This is a genomic window from Streptomyces mutomycini, assembly GCF_001700505.1.
Lineage (GTDB): Bacteria > Actinomycetota > Actinomycetes > Streptomycetales > Streptomycetaceae > Streptomyces > Streptomyces mutomycini.
Genome location: NZ_MAPV01000028.1, coordinates 17,688 through 34,192 on the forward strand (window position 1 = coordinate 17,688; position 16,505 = coordinate 34,192).

The window sequence follows — 16,505 nt, forward strand, 5'->3', positions numbered from 1 at the left end:
CGTACAGGAGACACGAGGGTGCACAAGGAATTCGCGGTCGTGACCGGCGGCACCAAAGGCATCGGCCTCGGGCTGAGTGGGCGCCTGGTGTCGTTGGGGTACCGGGTCGTGGCGCTCTATCGGGGTGACAAGGAGTCCGCCGCCGCGGCCGAGCGCGAGTTCGGCGACTCCTTCCGGGCCCTGCAGGCCGACCTGGCGGACCCCGAGGCGGTGGTCACCGTGGCGGAAGAGATGCTCGCGGAGTACGGGGCGCCGAGGGTGCTGGTCAACAACGCCGGGCGGAACATCGACGGTCCCTTCCTCGACATGTCGTTCGAGGACTGGGACCAGGTGATCGCGGCCAACCTGTCCGCGCCGTTCTACCTCACGCGGGTGCTCGCGCCGAAGATGCTCGAGGCGGGCGGTGGGTCGGTGGTGAACGTCGCGGCCACCACGGGGATCCGTCCGCGGCTCGACGGGCTGAACTACTGCGCCAGCAAGGCGGGGCTCCTGCACTTCACGAAGTGCCTCGCGATGGAGCTCGCTCCGACCATTCGCGTCAACTCGCTCATACCCGGAATGATTGACACCGAGGAGATGCGTACGCGATTCCGGACGGACGAACCGAGTTGGCGCGACAAGTTGCTCGATGAGATCCCCCAGCGCCGCATCGGGAATGTCGACATGATGGCCGACGCGCTCGAATTCCTCATCGGGGAGAAATCTTCGTACGTCACCGGTCAGAAGTTGATCGTGGACGGCGGGCAGTTCATGTGGTGATCACGGTGGTGTGTGCGAGAAGGCATTCCCCAACTTTCTGAGAAGAGGCTGTGCACATGCGTACTCGAATGGACCGGTACGAGGAGTTTCTCTCCGAGAATTACCGGAAGGGCTTCACGAAGTCCGATGAATACTCGCTGGACGAGCTTTCCGACAGCCTGCGCGCACGTATCGCCGCAGGTCAGTTCAAGCGTGTGGTCTTCACCGGCATGGGGTGCTCGGCGATCGTCTCCGACGTCGTCCGCGCCTTCTTCATCTCGACGGGCACCGAGGTGGAGTTCCACGTCTTCAACGACTACGACCACGCCTACCTGTTGCCGTCGTCCGTCATCGACGACGACGGGACGCTGATCATCCTGAGTTCCTACAGCGGCCACTCCATGGAGCCCGCGCGAGCCTTCCACGCGCTCACACGCGCCCACGACCGGATGGTCCTGCTCACCTCCGGCGGGCGCCTGGCCGAGCTGGGCCGGCAGGCAGGCGTGTCGATCCTCCGCTGGGAACTGAGCGAGCCCGACCGCGAGTACCCCCTGTTCCACGTGGGGCAGTACTTCGCCATCCTGCTGGACGTCTTCCACCGGCTGGGCCTGGTCGCGCAGGACTTCGGCGACGAGGTGCGGGCGCTCCCGGACCACCTGGCCCACGACTTCACCGAAGCCCACCGTGAGCTGGCGCGCACGGCGGCCCAGCGGAGCCAGGACGCCAACATCATCATGATCGCCTCCCCGGTGTGGCACGAGAGCCTGCTCAAGCTGGCCAAGATGCACCTCAACGAGATCGCCATGGTGCCTGCCACCCGCAACTACTTCCACGAGTTCTGCCACAGCGAGGTGGCGACCCTGTCGGACCCGACGCGCAAGCACAGTGTGCTGGTCTTCACCGACGCGGACGACGACGAGTACACGCAGGGGAAGCGGAAGAACCTGATGGGTCTGCTCACGAGCGACTGCCCGGAGAACCGGAACATCGAGGTGATCGAGATCCCCATGACCGAACCCACCTTCATGCGGAAGTACTTCACCGCCCTGGAGTTCGTCCAGCACCTCACGCTGGCTCTCGGCCGGGCACACGAGACGCAGTCCCGCAACCTCATATCCGAGGCCGCCGGAAACCCCTGGTACCACGGCGACACCATCCTCGCGGAAGTGGCTGCCCGCTAGTCAGTCACGGGCCCGGAGCACCGTCTCCTCCCCGAGTGAGCTCAGGCAAAAAAGGAGTGTTGGGTCAGTGAACAACCCGGTTCCGGCGGTTGCCGATACGGACGTCGCCATCATCGGCATGGCCGGGCGCTTCCCCGGCGCCGACGACCTGGACTCCTTCTGGCGCCTGCTCAGCGAGGGCCGCGAGGGCATCACCCGCTTCAGCCGCGAGGAACTGGCGGAAGCGGGGGTGCCCGCCCGGCTGCTGGACGACCCGGAGTACGTCCCCGCCCACGGCACCATCCCGGACGCCGACCTGTTCGACACCGGATACTTCGAGTTCACCCCCGCCGAGGCCGCGATCACCGACCCGCAGCACCGCATCCTGCTGACGGCCGGCCACGCCGCCCTGGAGCACGCCGGCTACGACCCGGCCCGCCACGACGGGCTGATCAGCGTCTACGCCGGCGCGGCCATCAACACCTACCTCCAGCAGCAGGTCCTGCCCCACGTCGACCAGACCACCACCTCCGAGCACTTCGCGGTGATGGTCGGCAACGACAAGGACTTCCTGGCCACCCGCCTGTCGTACAAACTCGACCTCAAAGGACCCAGCTACGCCGTCCAGACCGCCTGTTCCACCTCCCTCGTCGCCCTCCACCTGGCGTGCCAGGGCCTGATCAACGGCGAGTGCGACATGGCACTGGCCGGCGGCGTCACAGTGAAACTGCCCCAGGCCAAGGGGTACTTGTACGAGGAGGGCGCGATCCTGTCCCGGGACGGGCACGTCCGCACCTTCGACGCGGACGCCAGCGGCACCGTCCTCGGCAACGGCGTCGGTGTCGTGGTCCTCAAACTCCTGCGGGACGCCATCGCGGACCGGGACACCATTCACGCCGTCGTCAAGGGCACGGCCACCAACAACGACGGCTCCGCCAAGGTGAGCTTCGCCGCGCCCGGCGCCGCCGGCCAGACAGCCGTCATCCGCGAGGCGCACACCGTCTCCGGCGTCGACCCCCGCAGCATCGGATACGTCGAGGCACACGGAACCGCCACCCGCCTCGGCGACCCGGTCGAGGTCTCGGCGCTCACCCGGGCGTTCCGCGACTCCGGCCCCGACACCGGGTACTGCGCCATCGGCTCGGTGAAGTCCAACATCGGCCACCTGGACGCGGCTGCCGGAGTGGCAGGCGTGATCAAGACGGTGCTGATGATGAAGCACCGGACGCTGGTGCCGACCGTCAACCACACCACCCCCAACCCGGCCATCGACTTCGCGGCCGGCCCCTTCAAGGTGAGCACCGGCACCACCCCCTGGACAGGGGAGGGCCCGCTGCGCGCCGGCGTCAGCTCCTTCGGTATCGGCGGCACCAACGCGCACGCGGTCCTCCAGGAAGCCCCGCCCGCCCCCGGCACCGGCGACGCGCACCGCGCCCAGCAGCTGCTGGTGGTGTCCGCCCGCACCGCGACCGCGCTGACAACGGCCGCGCAGAACCTGGCCGCGTACCTCGACGGCGACGACACTGCCGCGCTCGCCGACGTCGCCTACACGCTGGCCGTGGGACGCCGCGCCCACGAGTACCGGCTCGCCGTCACCGGCTCCGACCGCGTCGCTCTCGCCCGGGCGCTGCGCACGACTCCGGTCCCCGAGCGGCCCGGGACCGGCGAGGTCTCCTTCGTCTTCGCCGAGGACGTCCCGGACGCGGCGAGCCTGGCCGGCCGGTGGGCTGCCACCGAGCCCGCCTTCGCCGGGTACCACGAGGCCGCACTCGCCGCGGGCGCCGACCGACTGGGGGAGCGGGGGCAGGCGTTCGCCCTGCAGTACGCGCTGGGCAAGCTGTGGCTCGACCTGGGCCTCACCCCGGTCGCGGTGCACGGCGACGGGCTCGCCGCCCGGGCCGCCGCCTGCGTGACCGGGGCGCTGCGGCTCCGGGACGCGCTGACCGACGACGGCCCCAAAGAGCGCGCCACCCGCGCACGCATCCCGGTGCGCGGTGCCAACGACGAGGTTCGCGGTGTCGCCCTCGGCGTGACCGACGGCCCCTGGGACGGCGTGGCCCGCGCCTGGCAGGCCGGCAGCGACGTGGACTGGGCGGCCTGGTTCGAGGGCGAGGAGCGTGGCCGCGTCCCGCTGCCCACGTACCCCTTCGAGGGCCGCCGCTGCTGGCTGACCGGCCCGGGCGCCGGCGCACCCGCCGACCGGGTCACCGGCCCCGGTCCGCACCCCATGCTGGACGAGAACGTCTCCACCCTGGACACCCTCGCCTACCGCAGCTCACGCACCGGCACCGAGTTCTACCTGGCCGACCACCGTGTCGACGCCGAGCCCGTCCTGCCCGCCGCCGGACAGCTGGAACTGGCCCGCGCGGCCGGCGAACTCTCCCTCGGCGGACCGGTCCGGCTGCGCGGAGTCTCGTTCGAGCAACTGCTCACCTACGCCGCCGGCCCGCGCACCGCGCTGGTCGAGCTGTGGCGAGAGCGCGACACCGTCGGGTTCGAACTCACCGCCGGCGAGAGCGTGGTCGCGGCCGGCGAGATCCACCCCGGTGCCGTCGAGCCCCCGGCACCGGCCGATCCGGCCGCCGTCGCCGCCCGCTGCGCCGAGCTGGTCACCCACACCGACTGCTACGACATCCTGCACGCTCGCGGCCTGGACTACGGCCCCCGCATGCGCGCCCTCACCGAGGTCCGGCTCGGTGACGGGGAGGCCCTCGGCACCCTCGAACTGCCCGACGGTGCCTCGCTCGACGGCGTCGTGCTCAACCCCGCGCTCCTCGACGGTGCCCTGCACGCCCTGGTCGTACTGCTGGCCCGCGCCTACGGCGAGACGGCGGACGGCTTCCTGCCGCTGGCCCTGGGCGAACTCGGCGTGCACGCCCCCGTCACGGGGCCCTGCCATGTCCATGTCGTGCTTGGCCGGCTGGGGAAGCGGACCGCGCACGCCGACCTCACCGTCGTGGACACCCACGGACAGGTCCTCGCCCGCCTGCACGACCTCGCCGTGCGCGTCCTCGGCGAACCCCGTGAGTCGGCCCTGCTGGCCCGCCGCTGGACCGCCGTGCCCGCCGAGCCCACCGGCGCCGCCCTCGGCGACACCGCCGCCGTCGTCACCGCCGACCCGGCGCGCGGCGCACAGCTCGTCGCTCACCTCACCGCCCTGGGCATCGGCACGGTCACCAACGGCCTCGACCCGGCCACCGAGCCCGATGTCGTCCTCGTCGACGAACCGGCCCCCGAACAGGCGCTGCACGTCGTCCGCACGCTCCTCGCCGCCCGCCCCGCCGCACCCGTGCGCGTCCTGCTGCTGCACCGCCACGAGACCGGCGGCCCACGCCCCGAACGCGCCGCACTCGCCGCCTTCGCCAGGACCGTCCGGGCGGAGAACCCCCTGCTCGAAGTGCAGGCCGTCGGCCTCGCCGAGGAAGTGGCCGAGGCCGACGCGCTCGCCGGCGAACTGGCGGGCCACGGCCGCGACCCCGAGGTCGCCCACACCGCGCAGGGCCGCCGGATCCCGCAGGCCGAGCCGGCCCCGGCGGCCGACCCGGCAAGGGTCCGCGACGGAGGCGTGTACGTGGTGACGGGCGGCGCCGGCGGACTGGGCCGCGCCGTCGCAGGGTGGCTGCTCTCCCGGGCCGACGCCCGCGTGGTCCTGCTGGGCCGCAGCGAGCGGCCCGCCGGCCTGGACGAGCGCCTGGTCTACCGCAGCGTCGACGTGTCCGACCCGGATGCCCTGACCGCCCGACTCGCCTCCGTACGCGAGGAGTTCGGTCCGCTCAACGGTGTCGTCCACGCCGCCGGTGTGCTGCGCGACGGCTTCGCCCTGACCAAGTCCGCCGAGGACTTCGCCGCCGTCCTCGCGCCCAAGGCATCCGGACTGCGAGCCCTGGACACGGCCACCGCCGACGACCCGCTGGACTTCTTCGTCGCCTTCTCCTCCATCGCCGCCCACATCGGCAACCCCGGCCAGACCGACTACGCGTACGCCAACGCCTACCTGGAGGCCTACGCCGAACGGCACCGCCGAATGACCGCGATCGCCTGGCCGATGTGGGCCGACGGCGGGATGCGCCAGAGCACCGAGGACGCCGCGGACATCGCCGCCCGCACCGGCTTCGGCGTACTGCCGACACAGACCGGTCTCGCCCTGTTCGAGCAGGCCCTCGGCACCCCCGGCGCGCTCGTCGCCGCCTACGGAGACCTCCGCGCCATCACCACCGCCCTCACCGCGCCCGCCGCCCGGGCGGTCCGGACCGCCACGGCCACCGCGCCCACCGAGGGCGGCGACCCGCGCGACGAGGCCCTGCGGCTGCTGCGCGAGCTGATCGCCGCCGAGACCGGTCTGGAACCGGCCGAGCTGGCCGAGGACGCCCCGTTCGACCGGCTCGGGATCGACTCGCTGGTGATCGCCAAGCTCAACCGCGAACTGGACCGGCACTTCGACGCCCTGTCCAAGACCCTCTTCTTCGAATACGCCAACCTGGGTGAACTCGCCGGCTACTTCGCCGAGCACCACGCGGCCGAACTGACCGGCGGCACGCCGGCGGCCGCACCGCTCACGCCCACGACCGGCGACCCCGCCCCGCGACCGTCGCGCGCCCCGCGCCGTACCGCACGAGCCGACGTCGCCGAACCCGCCGACGACGACACCGACGCCATCGCCGTCATCGGCCTGGCCGGCCGCTACCCGGCCGCCGACGACCTCGGCGAGCTCTGGACCATCCTGGCCGAGGGCCGCGATGCCATCACCGAGATCCCCGCGGAGCGCTGGGACAGCCGCCGCTGGTACGACCCGGACCCGGCGGCGCCCGGCCTCGCCCACACCCGGTGGGGCGGATTCCTGCGGGACGTCGACCGCTTCGATCCGCTGTTCTTCGGCATCTCCCCGCGCCAGGCCGAACTGATGGACCCCCAGGAGCGCCTCTTCCTGCAGAACGCCTGGCACGTCCTGGAGGACGCCGGCTACCGCCGCTCCGACCTCGCAGGCCGGCCCGTCGGTGTGTACGCCGGCGTCATGTACGGCGAATACCAGTTCCACGGCGCGCTGGACGCGCTGCGCGGCGGGCGGCCGCTCACCGGCTCGTCCTTCGCCACCATCGCCAACCGTGTCAGTCACGCCCTGGACCTGTCCGGCCCGAGCATGGCACTGGACACCATGTGCTCCTCCTCGCTCACCGCGATCCACCTGGCCTGCGAGAGCCTGCGCCGGGGCGAGAGCGAAATGGCCATCGCAGGGGGAGTCAATGTCTCCGTCCACCCGTACAAGTTCGCCTTCCTCAGCCAGGGCCGCTTCCTCGCCTCCGACGGCCGCTGCCGGGCCTTCGGTGCGGGCGGCGACGGCTACGTGCCCGGTGAGGGCGTCGGCGCCGTCCTGCTCAAGCCCTACCGCAAGGCGCTGGCCGACGGGGACCGCATCCACGGCCTGGTCCTCGGCAGCGCAATCAACCACGGCGCCCGGACCAACGGATACAGCGTGCCCAATCCGCGCGCCCAGCAGCATGCGATCACCACCGCGCTGGAACGGGCCGGCGTAACCCCGCAGGACATCGGCTACGTCGAGGCGCACGGCACCGGCACCGCCCTGGGCGACCCGATCGAGCTGACCGGCCTCACCCACGGCTACCGGTCCGCCGGGGACGCGCCCGGCCCCTGGGCGATCGGCTCGGTCAAGTCCAACATCGGGCACCTGGAGTCCGCGGCCGGCATAGCCGGACTCACCAAGGTGCTGCTGCAGTTCCGGCACCGCACCCTGGTGCCCTCGCTGCACTCGGCCGAGCTGAACCCCAACATCGACTTCGGGCGTTCACCGTTCCGGGTCCAGCGAGAGCTGTCCGAATGGCCCGACGGGGACCGGCCGCGCCGGGCCGGCCTCAGCTCCTTCGGCGCGGGCGGCGCCAACGCGCACCTCGTTCTCGAGGAGTCCCCGGATCCGGACCCGGTCACCGATGTGCCGGCGGGCGAGCAGCGCACCGGCGAAACCGTGTTGTTCCTGCTCTCCGCCCGCGACGAGGAACGGCTGCGCGCCTACGCCGAGTCGGCCGCCCGCTTCGTCAGGACCGAGCGCGTGCCGCTCGCCGACCTGTGCTTCACCACCCAGGTGGGCCGCGAGTCCTTCGACGCCCGGCTCGCGGTGGCAGTCACCGACGGCGGCGAACTCGCCGACGCGCTCAGCCGGTTCGCCGAAGGCGGCCCGGCCCCCGACCTCACGGACGCGGGCCCGCTGGCCGGCCCGGCCCGCCGCTGGCTGGGCGGCGCCGACGTGGACTGGGCGGCCTGGCACGCCGGCCGGCCGGGGCCCGCCCCGCGCCGGGTATCCGCCCCGCGGTACCCGTTCGCCGCGGAACGCTACTGGATACCGCTCGACCCCGACCTGGGCACGGCCGCTCCGCATCCGCTGGTCGACGCCAACGAGTCCACCGTCACGGAGGTCCGCTTCCGCAAGACGCTGCGCGCCCACGACCCGCTGCTGCGCGACCACGTGATCGAGGGCCGGCCGCTGCTCGCGGGCGCGGCGACGCTCGAGTTCGTCCGCGCCGCCGCCGCGCTCGCCGAGCCCGGCACCCGGCACGCCCTGCGCGAGGTGGTGTGGGGCCGAGCCGTCGAACCCGGCGACGGCGAAACGGAGCTTTACGTCTCCTTCCGCCCGGACGGAACCGGGCTGGCCTTCGAGGTGTACAGCGGGACCGGTGCCGACCGCACCACCCATGCCCGCGGCAGGGCAGTCCCGGCCCCCGCCGCCCCTGAGGCCCCCGAGGACCTGGCCGCGCTGCGCGCCCGTCTCTCCGTCGTACGCGACGGCCCCACCGCGTACACCGAGTACGCGGCCGCCGGGTTCGCGTACGGCCCCTCCTTCCAGGTCATCGACGAGATCCGGGTCGGCCCCGGCGAGGCGCTGGTCCGGCTGGCCCGGACCGCTACCGCCTCGGGCACCCAACTGCCACCTGAGCTCCTCGACGGTGCCCTGCGGGCCTGCCACTGGACCGGCCGGACCACCGCGCCGCGCACCGGTGAACTCGCCGTCCCCTTCAGCCTCGGAGCCCTGGACGCCTTCGCCCCGCTGCCCGAGGTCTGCCACGCACACGCCCGGGTCTCCGGCGAGTCGGCGGGGGTGCGCCGCTTCGACCTGCGCGTCTACGACGACCAGGGTCGTGTCCTCGCCTCCGTGCGGGACTTCGCGGGCCGTCTGCCCGGCAGACAGGGGGCCCTCGTGGACCCCGCGGCCGGCGCCCCGGTGGCGCCCGTTGGTCCCGCATCCGACGCTCAGGCAGCGCCCGCCGACCGTACGCCCACCGCACAGTCCGGGCCTGACCCCGCCTCCGGCGAACCCCGCCTCTACGAGCCGTACTGGCACGCCGCCGCCGATCCCGAACCGGCGGACGCCGCCGGGACCCTCGTCCTGCTCGACCGCCGTCCGGAGCTGGAGGCCGCGCTGGAGGCGACCGGTGTGTGGCGGCGCGTCGTCGCCGTCGGCGACGACACAGGCCGGCTCGCCGCCCTCGCTGACGAGGACGGGCTCGACATCGCCGTCGTTCTCGACGACGCGGACGGCGGCTCGCCCGCAGACCGGCTCGACCGCGCCTGCGCACCCCTCCTGGACGTGCTCGACGCGGCCCGCACCGGCGTGCTGCCCGGCCGGGTGCGGTGCCTGGTGCTGCACACCCGGAACGCCGGCGAGGACCGGCCCGAGTGGGCCGCGCTGGCCGGGTTCGCCCGCTCCACGGGGCCGGTCGCACCCCGCCTGGAGCTGCTCACCCTCGGCGTCGACGCCGAGGCGCCGGTCACCGAGGTCGCCCGGGCAGTGGTGGTGGAACTGCGCGCCGCGCCCCGCGCCGCAGGCCTGGAAGTCCGCCGCACGGCCTCGGGCGAGCGGCAGGTCCGTGCCCTGCGCACACTCGCAGCCCCGGCCGCCCCGGCCGACGTGCCCCTGCGGGACGGCGGCGTGTACGTCGTGACCGGCGGCGCCGGTGCCATCGGCCGTGTCCTCGCCGAGCATCTCGCCCGCGACCACGCCGCCAAGCTGGTGCTGATCGGCCGCTCCGAGCCCGACGAGCGGACTCGCGCCTGGCACCGCACGCTGACCGGCCTCGGCGCCGAGGTGCTCGCGCTGCGCGCCGACGTGGCCCGGGCCGATGAACTCGGCGCGGCGCTGGCCGCCGCCCGGGACCGGTTCGGAGCCCCGCACGGCGTGTTCCACCTGGCGGGCGTCGCCGACGAGGGGCGCGCCGACGGCGACCGGGAGCGCTTCGCCCGGCTGCTCGGCGCCAAGACCCACGGCCTGGTCCACCTGGACCGGCTGACCCGCGAGGACACCCTCGACCTCTTCGTGGTCTTCTCCTCCGTCTCCTCCCTCATCGGTGACTTCGGAGCGGCCGGCTACGCCACCGCCAACCGCTTCGCCGACCTCTACACGGTGCTCCGCGACCACCGGGTGCGCCGGGGCGAGGCGCACGGCCGCAGTCTCTCCCTGGCCTGGCCGCTCTGGGCGGTGGGCGGGGTCGACGGGCTGGTCCGCGAGGAGGAACTGGCCGCGTACACCCGCCGCAGCGGGATGCGGGCGCTGACCGCACAAGCGGGTCTCGACCTCCTCGCCCGCTCCTTCGCCCCCGGCGCCTCGTGGCTCGTGCCCGCGTGGGGCGACCCGGCGGCCCTCGACGCCGCCCTGACGGGTACGCCTGCCCCGTCCCGGCCCGTCGCGTCCCGGCCCGTCGTCGCCGCCCCTGACGGCCGGCTCCGGGACCGGCTGGTGGAGCACCTGCGCGAGGTCCTCGCGGGAGTGCTCAAGCTGCCCGCAGGGCGTCTCGACAGCCGCGTCCCCCTGGACGGCTACGGCCTGGACTCGGTGCTGGTCATGGAGTCCAACTCGCTTCTGGGCAAGGACTTCCCGGGCCTGCGCGGCACCGTGTTCTTCGAGTTCCGGACGGTCGACGAGCTGGCCGGCCACATCCTCGCCGAGCAGGGCGACGCCGTCACCCGCCTGTTCCCCGAGGAGACCGAGCCGCCGCGGCAGGAGACCGAGCCGTCGCGGCAGGACGCCGCTCCCGCGTCGGTGTCCGCCCCGGGCCCGCACACCCCGCCCGCCCGCCGGGACACCGACGAGCCGATCGCCGTCATCGGGATCAGCGGCCGCTACCCCCAGGCGGACACCCTGGAGGAGTTCTGGCGCAACCTCGCGGAAGGCCGTGACTGCGTCACCGAGGTACCCGCGGACCGCTGGGACGCCGACGCCCTGTTCGACGCGGACCCTGCCGCACCGGGCCGCAGCTACGGCCGGTGGGGCGGCTTCCTGTCGGACGTGGACTCCTTCGACTCGCTGTTCTTCCAGATCGCGCCCAAGCAGGCCCGCACGATGGACCCGCAGGAGCGGCTGTTCCTGCAGACGGCCTGGTCGGCGCTGGAGGACGCCGGCTACCCGCCGTCCCGGATACCGGCGCCCCGCCACGGCGGCCAGGGGCACGACGTCGGCGTGTTCGTCGGCGTCATGTGGGACGACTACGCGATCCTCGCCGCCGCCCAGTCAGCCCTCGGCAACCACCAGGTAGTACTGGCCAACCGTTCCGCCATCGCCAACCAGGTCTCCTACTTCGGTGACTTCCGCGGCCCGAGCGTGGTGATCGACACCGCGTGTTCCGCCTCCCTCGTCGCCGTGCACCAGGCCTGCGAGAGCATCCGCCGCGGCGAGTGCTCGTACGCCATCGCCGGCGGCGTCAACGTCGCCGTGCACCCCGACAAGTACGTACACCTCAGCCGCAAGACCATGCTGTCGGACGACGGCCGCTGCCGGGCCTTCGGCGCGGGCGGCACCGGGTACGTACCCGGCGAGGGCGTCGGCGCTGTGGTGCTCAAGCGGCTGTCGGACGCGGTCCGCGACGGTGACACGGTGCATGCCGTGATCCGTGCCAGTGCCGTGAACCACGGAGGCCGGACGAGCGGCTACACCGTGCCCAACCCCCAGGCGCAGCAGGCGCTGGTGGAACAGGCGCTGGACGGAGCGGGGATCGACGCCCGCACCATCGGCTGTGTCGAGGCGCACGGCACCGGTACCGCCCTGGGCGACCCCATCGAGCACACCGCGCTGGCCCAGGCCTTCGCCCGGCACACCGGCGACACGGGATTCTGCGCCATTGGCTCGGTGAAGTCCGCGATCGGCCACCTGGAGGGCGCCGCCGGGATCGCCGGGCTCACCAAGGCCGTCCTGCAGCTGCGCCACGGCGTACTGCTGCCCACGCTGCACGCCGAGGAGCTCAACCCCGTCATCGACTTCGAGAACTCGCCCTTCACCGTGCAGCGTGAGACGGCGCCCTGGCCGCGCGCGTACGACGGTGACGGCAGTGCGCTGCCACGCCGCGCCGCCGTCAGCTCGTTCGGGGCGGGCGGCACCAACGCGCACGTCGTCCTGGAGGAGTACGTGGCCCCCCGGCCGGTCCCGGCCGGGCCCGAGCAGGCGGAGCTGATCGTGCTGTCCGCCCGAGACGAGGACCGGTTGCGCGCCCGCGCGGCCGATCTGGGCCGCGCCCTCGCCGAGCCGGGTTCCCCGCGGCTGGCCGACGTCGCCCACACGCTGCGCGTGGGCCGCGAACCCCTCGCCGCACGGCTGGCGTTCCTGGCCGCCGACCTCGCGGACGCGGCCGGCAAGCTCGCAGCCGTCGGCCGGGACGAGGGCGGCCAGTGGCTGCACCGGGGCCGGGTCGAACAGCACCCGCCGCTGGCGGGCCTGCTGACCGACGGCATCGGCGGCGAGGATTTCCTCGCCACGCAGATCGCGGCCGGCGCCGACGACCTGCTGGGCCGGCTGTGGGTCTCGGGCGTCAGCGTCGACTGGGACCTCCTGCACCGCCTGCGTCCCGCCGAGCGCCGCCGGGTGCCGCTGCCGACGTACCCCTTCGAGCGGGTACGCCACTGGCTCGACACCACGCCCGTGCCAGCCTCCGCGCAGGGCCCGCGCCGGTGGGAGCGCCGGCTCGCCGCCGACGAGCCGGCGCTGCGCGACCATGTCGTCGAGGGGCGGCCCATCCTGCCGGGTGTCGGCCACCTGGACCTGGTCGCCGAGGCGAGCGGGGGGCTGGCCGGACGGGCCTGCCTGGACGTCCGCTGGATCGTCCCGCTGGCCCTGAGCGGGGCCGATGAGACCGTGGCGGTGGTCCAGGACGGCGACCGCTACGAGATCCGCGGCGCCGACGACGCCGTACGCTCCTGCGGCCGCCTCGCCGCCGCCCCGGCCGCACCCGCCCCCCTCGACGTCACCGCGCTGCGCGCCCGCCTGGACGAAGGCCCGGGCGAGGAATCCTTCTACCGGGCGCTGGCCGGGCAGGGACTGCCGTACGGGCCGTTCTTCCGCCGTGTCCGGCAGGTGTGGACCGGCCACGACGAGGTGCTCGGCCGGATCGGCGAGCCCTCCGGCGACGACCCGGCACACGCCCTGCACCCCGGCGTCCTGGACGCCGCCCTGCACACCGTCGCCGCCCTGCTGGTCCGCCGCCGGGGCGAACACGCCCGGCCGATGCTGCCGTTCGCCGCCGACCGTGTCGACGTCTTCGGCACCGTCCCCACGACCGGCTGGTCCTACGTCCGGGAGACCGGAACCGACCGCTGCGAGGTTCTGCTCTGCGACGACACCGGCGCGGTACGGGTCAGGTTCGAAGGCCTGACCTACCGCGAGGCCAAGCCGTCCACGGTGATCGTGCACCGGCCGGTATGGACCGCCCGGCCCGCCGAGGAGCGCGCCCCGGCCGCCGACCGCGTGCTGCTGGTCGGGGAGCGGCTGGACGCCGAGCCCGCCGCCCGCATCGCCGGCGCCCACCACGGCGCCGACGTACGCCGGCTTCCGGTCGGCCCCGGCGGCCTCGCGGACGCCGAACTCGACCGCGCCCTGGACGGGGCCGGCGCACCTGACCTGGTCTACTTCCTGGCCACGGCCCCCGGCCGCGAGCCCGTCGGCCGCGCCGGGCTGCACGCCCTGACCGACCGGGGCCCGGTCTCCCTGTACCGCCTGGTACGGGCGCTGGCCCGGCACGGCCTGCTGGAGCGGGAGATTCGCCTGAAGGTCGTCACCACGGACGTCCACCCGCTGGAGGCGGGCGACGAGTCCTCGCCGTGGGCCGCCGGGACCGCAGGCCTGGCCGCCGTCGCGGCCAAGGAGTTCCCCGCGCTGCGCGTGGCACTCGTCGACGTACGCGCGGCGGAGGCCGCCCAGGCGGCCGACGCGATCGTGGCCGAGCCGTTCCCGGCCCGGCCGGTGCCGGTGTCGCTGCGCGCGGGCGTCCGCCGGGTGCGCACCCTCGAGCGGGTCGAACTTCCCGCCGGCGCGCCCCGGTTCCGCCAGGGTGGTGTCTACCTGGTCGTCGGCGGGCTCGGCGCCGTGGGCCGGGACACCTGCCGGTACCTGGCCCGCGCCTACGGAGCGAAACTGGTCCTGGTCGGCCGGTCCCCGCTCGACGCGACCCGGAGGCAGACCGTCGCGGAGCTGGAGAAGGCGGGCGCCGAGGTCCGCTACCTCGCCCTCGACGCCACCGACCCGGACGCGCTGAAGGAGGCCGTCGAAACCGCCGTCCGGGAGTTCGGTGCCCTCCACGGGGTGATCAACGCCGCCATGGTGCTGGTCAGCCAGGTGCTGAAGGAGCTGCCGGAGGACGGGCTGCGGACCGCCCTGGAGTCCAAGACCGGCCCCACCTGGAGTCTGCTGCACGCGGTGCGCGGGGTGCCGCTGGACTTCGCGCTCCTCTACTCGTCCGGTGTGGCCTTCGAGGGCAACCACGGCCAGGCCGGCTACGCCGCCGGCTGCACCTTCGCCGACGCCTTCGCCCTGCACGCCGCCCGCACCCTGCCTTTCCCGGTGCGGGTCCTCAACCTCGGCTACTGGCACGCGGGCGGCGACCCGGAGCGGGAGCGGGTGCTGCGCCGGTTCCGCGCCGCCGGCATCCGGCCGCTGAGCGCCGATCAGGGCATGACCGTCGTCGAGCGGACCCTCGCGGCCGGACTGCCCCAGGTGTTCGCCCTGGACGCCGACCAGCCCGTCCTGGACAACCTCGGCATCGACCCCGACCGCACCCTGCGGGTGCTGCCGGGCGGGGCGCCGGACCCGCTGCCCGAGGTCCGCTTCCCGGGTGCGCCCGGTGCCGACCGCGAACTGGCCGACCACCAGCGTGCGGTCGCCGAGGCGGAGGAGCTGGCGCTGAGCCTGCTGGCCTCGGTGCTCGACCGGGCGGGCCTGTTCAGCGCGGGCGAGGCACCCCGGGAGGACCTCGCCGCCCGCCTGGGCGTGGTGTCCGAGCACGCCGCGCTGTTCCAGGCACAGCTGGAGATGCTTGCCGAGGCGGACTGGCTGACCGTCACGGACGGCGGCCGCCTGCGCCCGACGGGCCGCAGGACCGCATCCGAGGGGGAACTCAAAGCCCGCTTCGAATTGCTGACGGAACGTCACCCGTCCCTCGCGCCGGTCGTCACGCTCCTCGGTGACTGCCTGACCGCGCTGCCCGACGTGCTCACCGGTCGCCGCCCCGCCATGGAGGTCCTCTTCCCCGACGGTTCCGCCGAGCGCGTGGCCGCCGTCTACCGGGGCGACCCGGTCACCGACCGCTGCAACAGGGAGGTTGCGCGGCTCGTGGCCGAGCGGGTCGAGGCACGCAGGGCCGCCGACCCGACCACGCCGGTGCGGATCCTGGAGATCGGCGCCGGTACGGGCGGCACCACGGCGACCGTGCTCGCCGCCCTCGCCCCCCACGCCGACGGCATCGAGTACGTCTTCACCGACGTCTCCCCGGCCTTCGTCCGCAAGGCCAGGAACCGCTTCGGCGAGCAGTACCCCTTCACCCGCTTCGAGGTGCTGGACATCGAGGCCGACCCTGCCGGGCAGGGCCTGACCCCCGGCGCCCACGACGTGGTGCTCGCCACCAACGTCCTGCACGCCACCCGGCGGCTGTCCGACACGCTGACCTGGACCAAGCGGCTGCTGGGGCGAGGCGGCGCCCTGCTCCTGGTGGAGGGCACCCGGGCGCGGCACCAGCTCGCGCTCGTCTTCGGCCTGACGGCCGGCTGGTGGCTGTTCTCGGACCCCGAGCAGCGCATGCCCCGCTCCCCGCTGGCGAGCGAGCGCCAGTGGCGGGACGCGCTGGCCGCGTGCGGCTTCACGGACATCAGCGCGGCTGCCCCGACGACGGAGGCCGGACCGGCCTTCCAGAGCGTCATCGCCGCCGTCAGCGACGGCGTGGTGCCCGACGAGGGGCGGGCTCCGGCAGCCGGGCGCGAGCCGGAGCGGATCCCGGTTCCGGTCCCGGCGCCGGCTTCCCGCGTGGCCCCGGCCGTCCCCGTCTCCCCGGGCTCCCCGGACGACACCCTGCGCCAGGTGACGGACGTCTTCGCCCGCGTCCTGGAGATGCCCCCCGGCCGGCTCGACCCCGACCTCACCTTCGAGAACTACGGTGTGGACTCGCTCGTCGTCCTGGAGGTGACCCGCGCCCTGGAGGCGGTCTACGGTCCCCAGCCGGCGAGCCTGCTGTTCGAGCGGATCACCATCCGGCAGCTGGCCGGGCACTTCGGCGCCGGGGCGCCCAGCCCCGGAATCCCCGATGTCCCCGTCACCACCCCTGAGCCCACCACCCCTGCAGTGCCCGGACC

At 73.9% G+C, this 16,505-nt stretch carries 3 protein-coding genes; all 3 read left to right on the top strand.

Features of this window, described 5'->3' with window-relative positions:
* The first annotated feature begins 18 nt into the window (after positions 1–18).
* Positions 19–759, top strand: coding sequence for an SDR family NAD(P)-dependent oxidoreductase (locus tag BFF76_RS04125; protein WP_199831556.1), 741 nt, complete (start codon positions 19–21; stop codon positions 757–759).
* Positions 760–815: 56 nt separating this feature from the next.
* Complete coding sequence (locus BFF76_RS04130) at positions 816–1,919, top strand: SIS domain-containing protein (RefSeq protein ID WP_079122302.1); 1,104 nt, start codon at positions 816–818, stop codon at positions 1,917–1,919.
* A gap of 118 nt (positions 1,920–2,037) precedes the next feature.
* Positions 2,038–16,505 (top strand): SDR family NAD(P)-dependent oxidoreductase (locus BFF76_RS04135; RefSeq protein ID WP_420877201.1); only part of this gene is annotated, 14,468 nt, incomplete at its 3' end.

Excerpts from the sequence above, each read along its gene's own strand:
- BFF76_RS04130 (WP_079122302.1), top strand. The coding sequence starts at position 816 with ATGCGTACTCGAATGGACCGGTACGAGGAGTTTCTCTCCGAGAATTAC.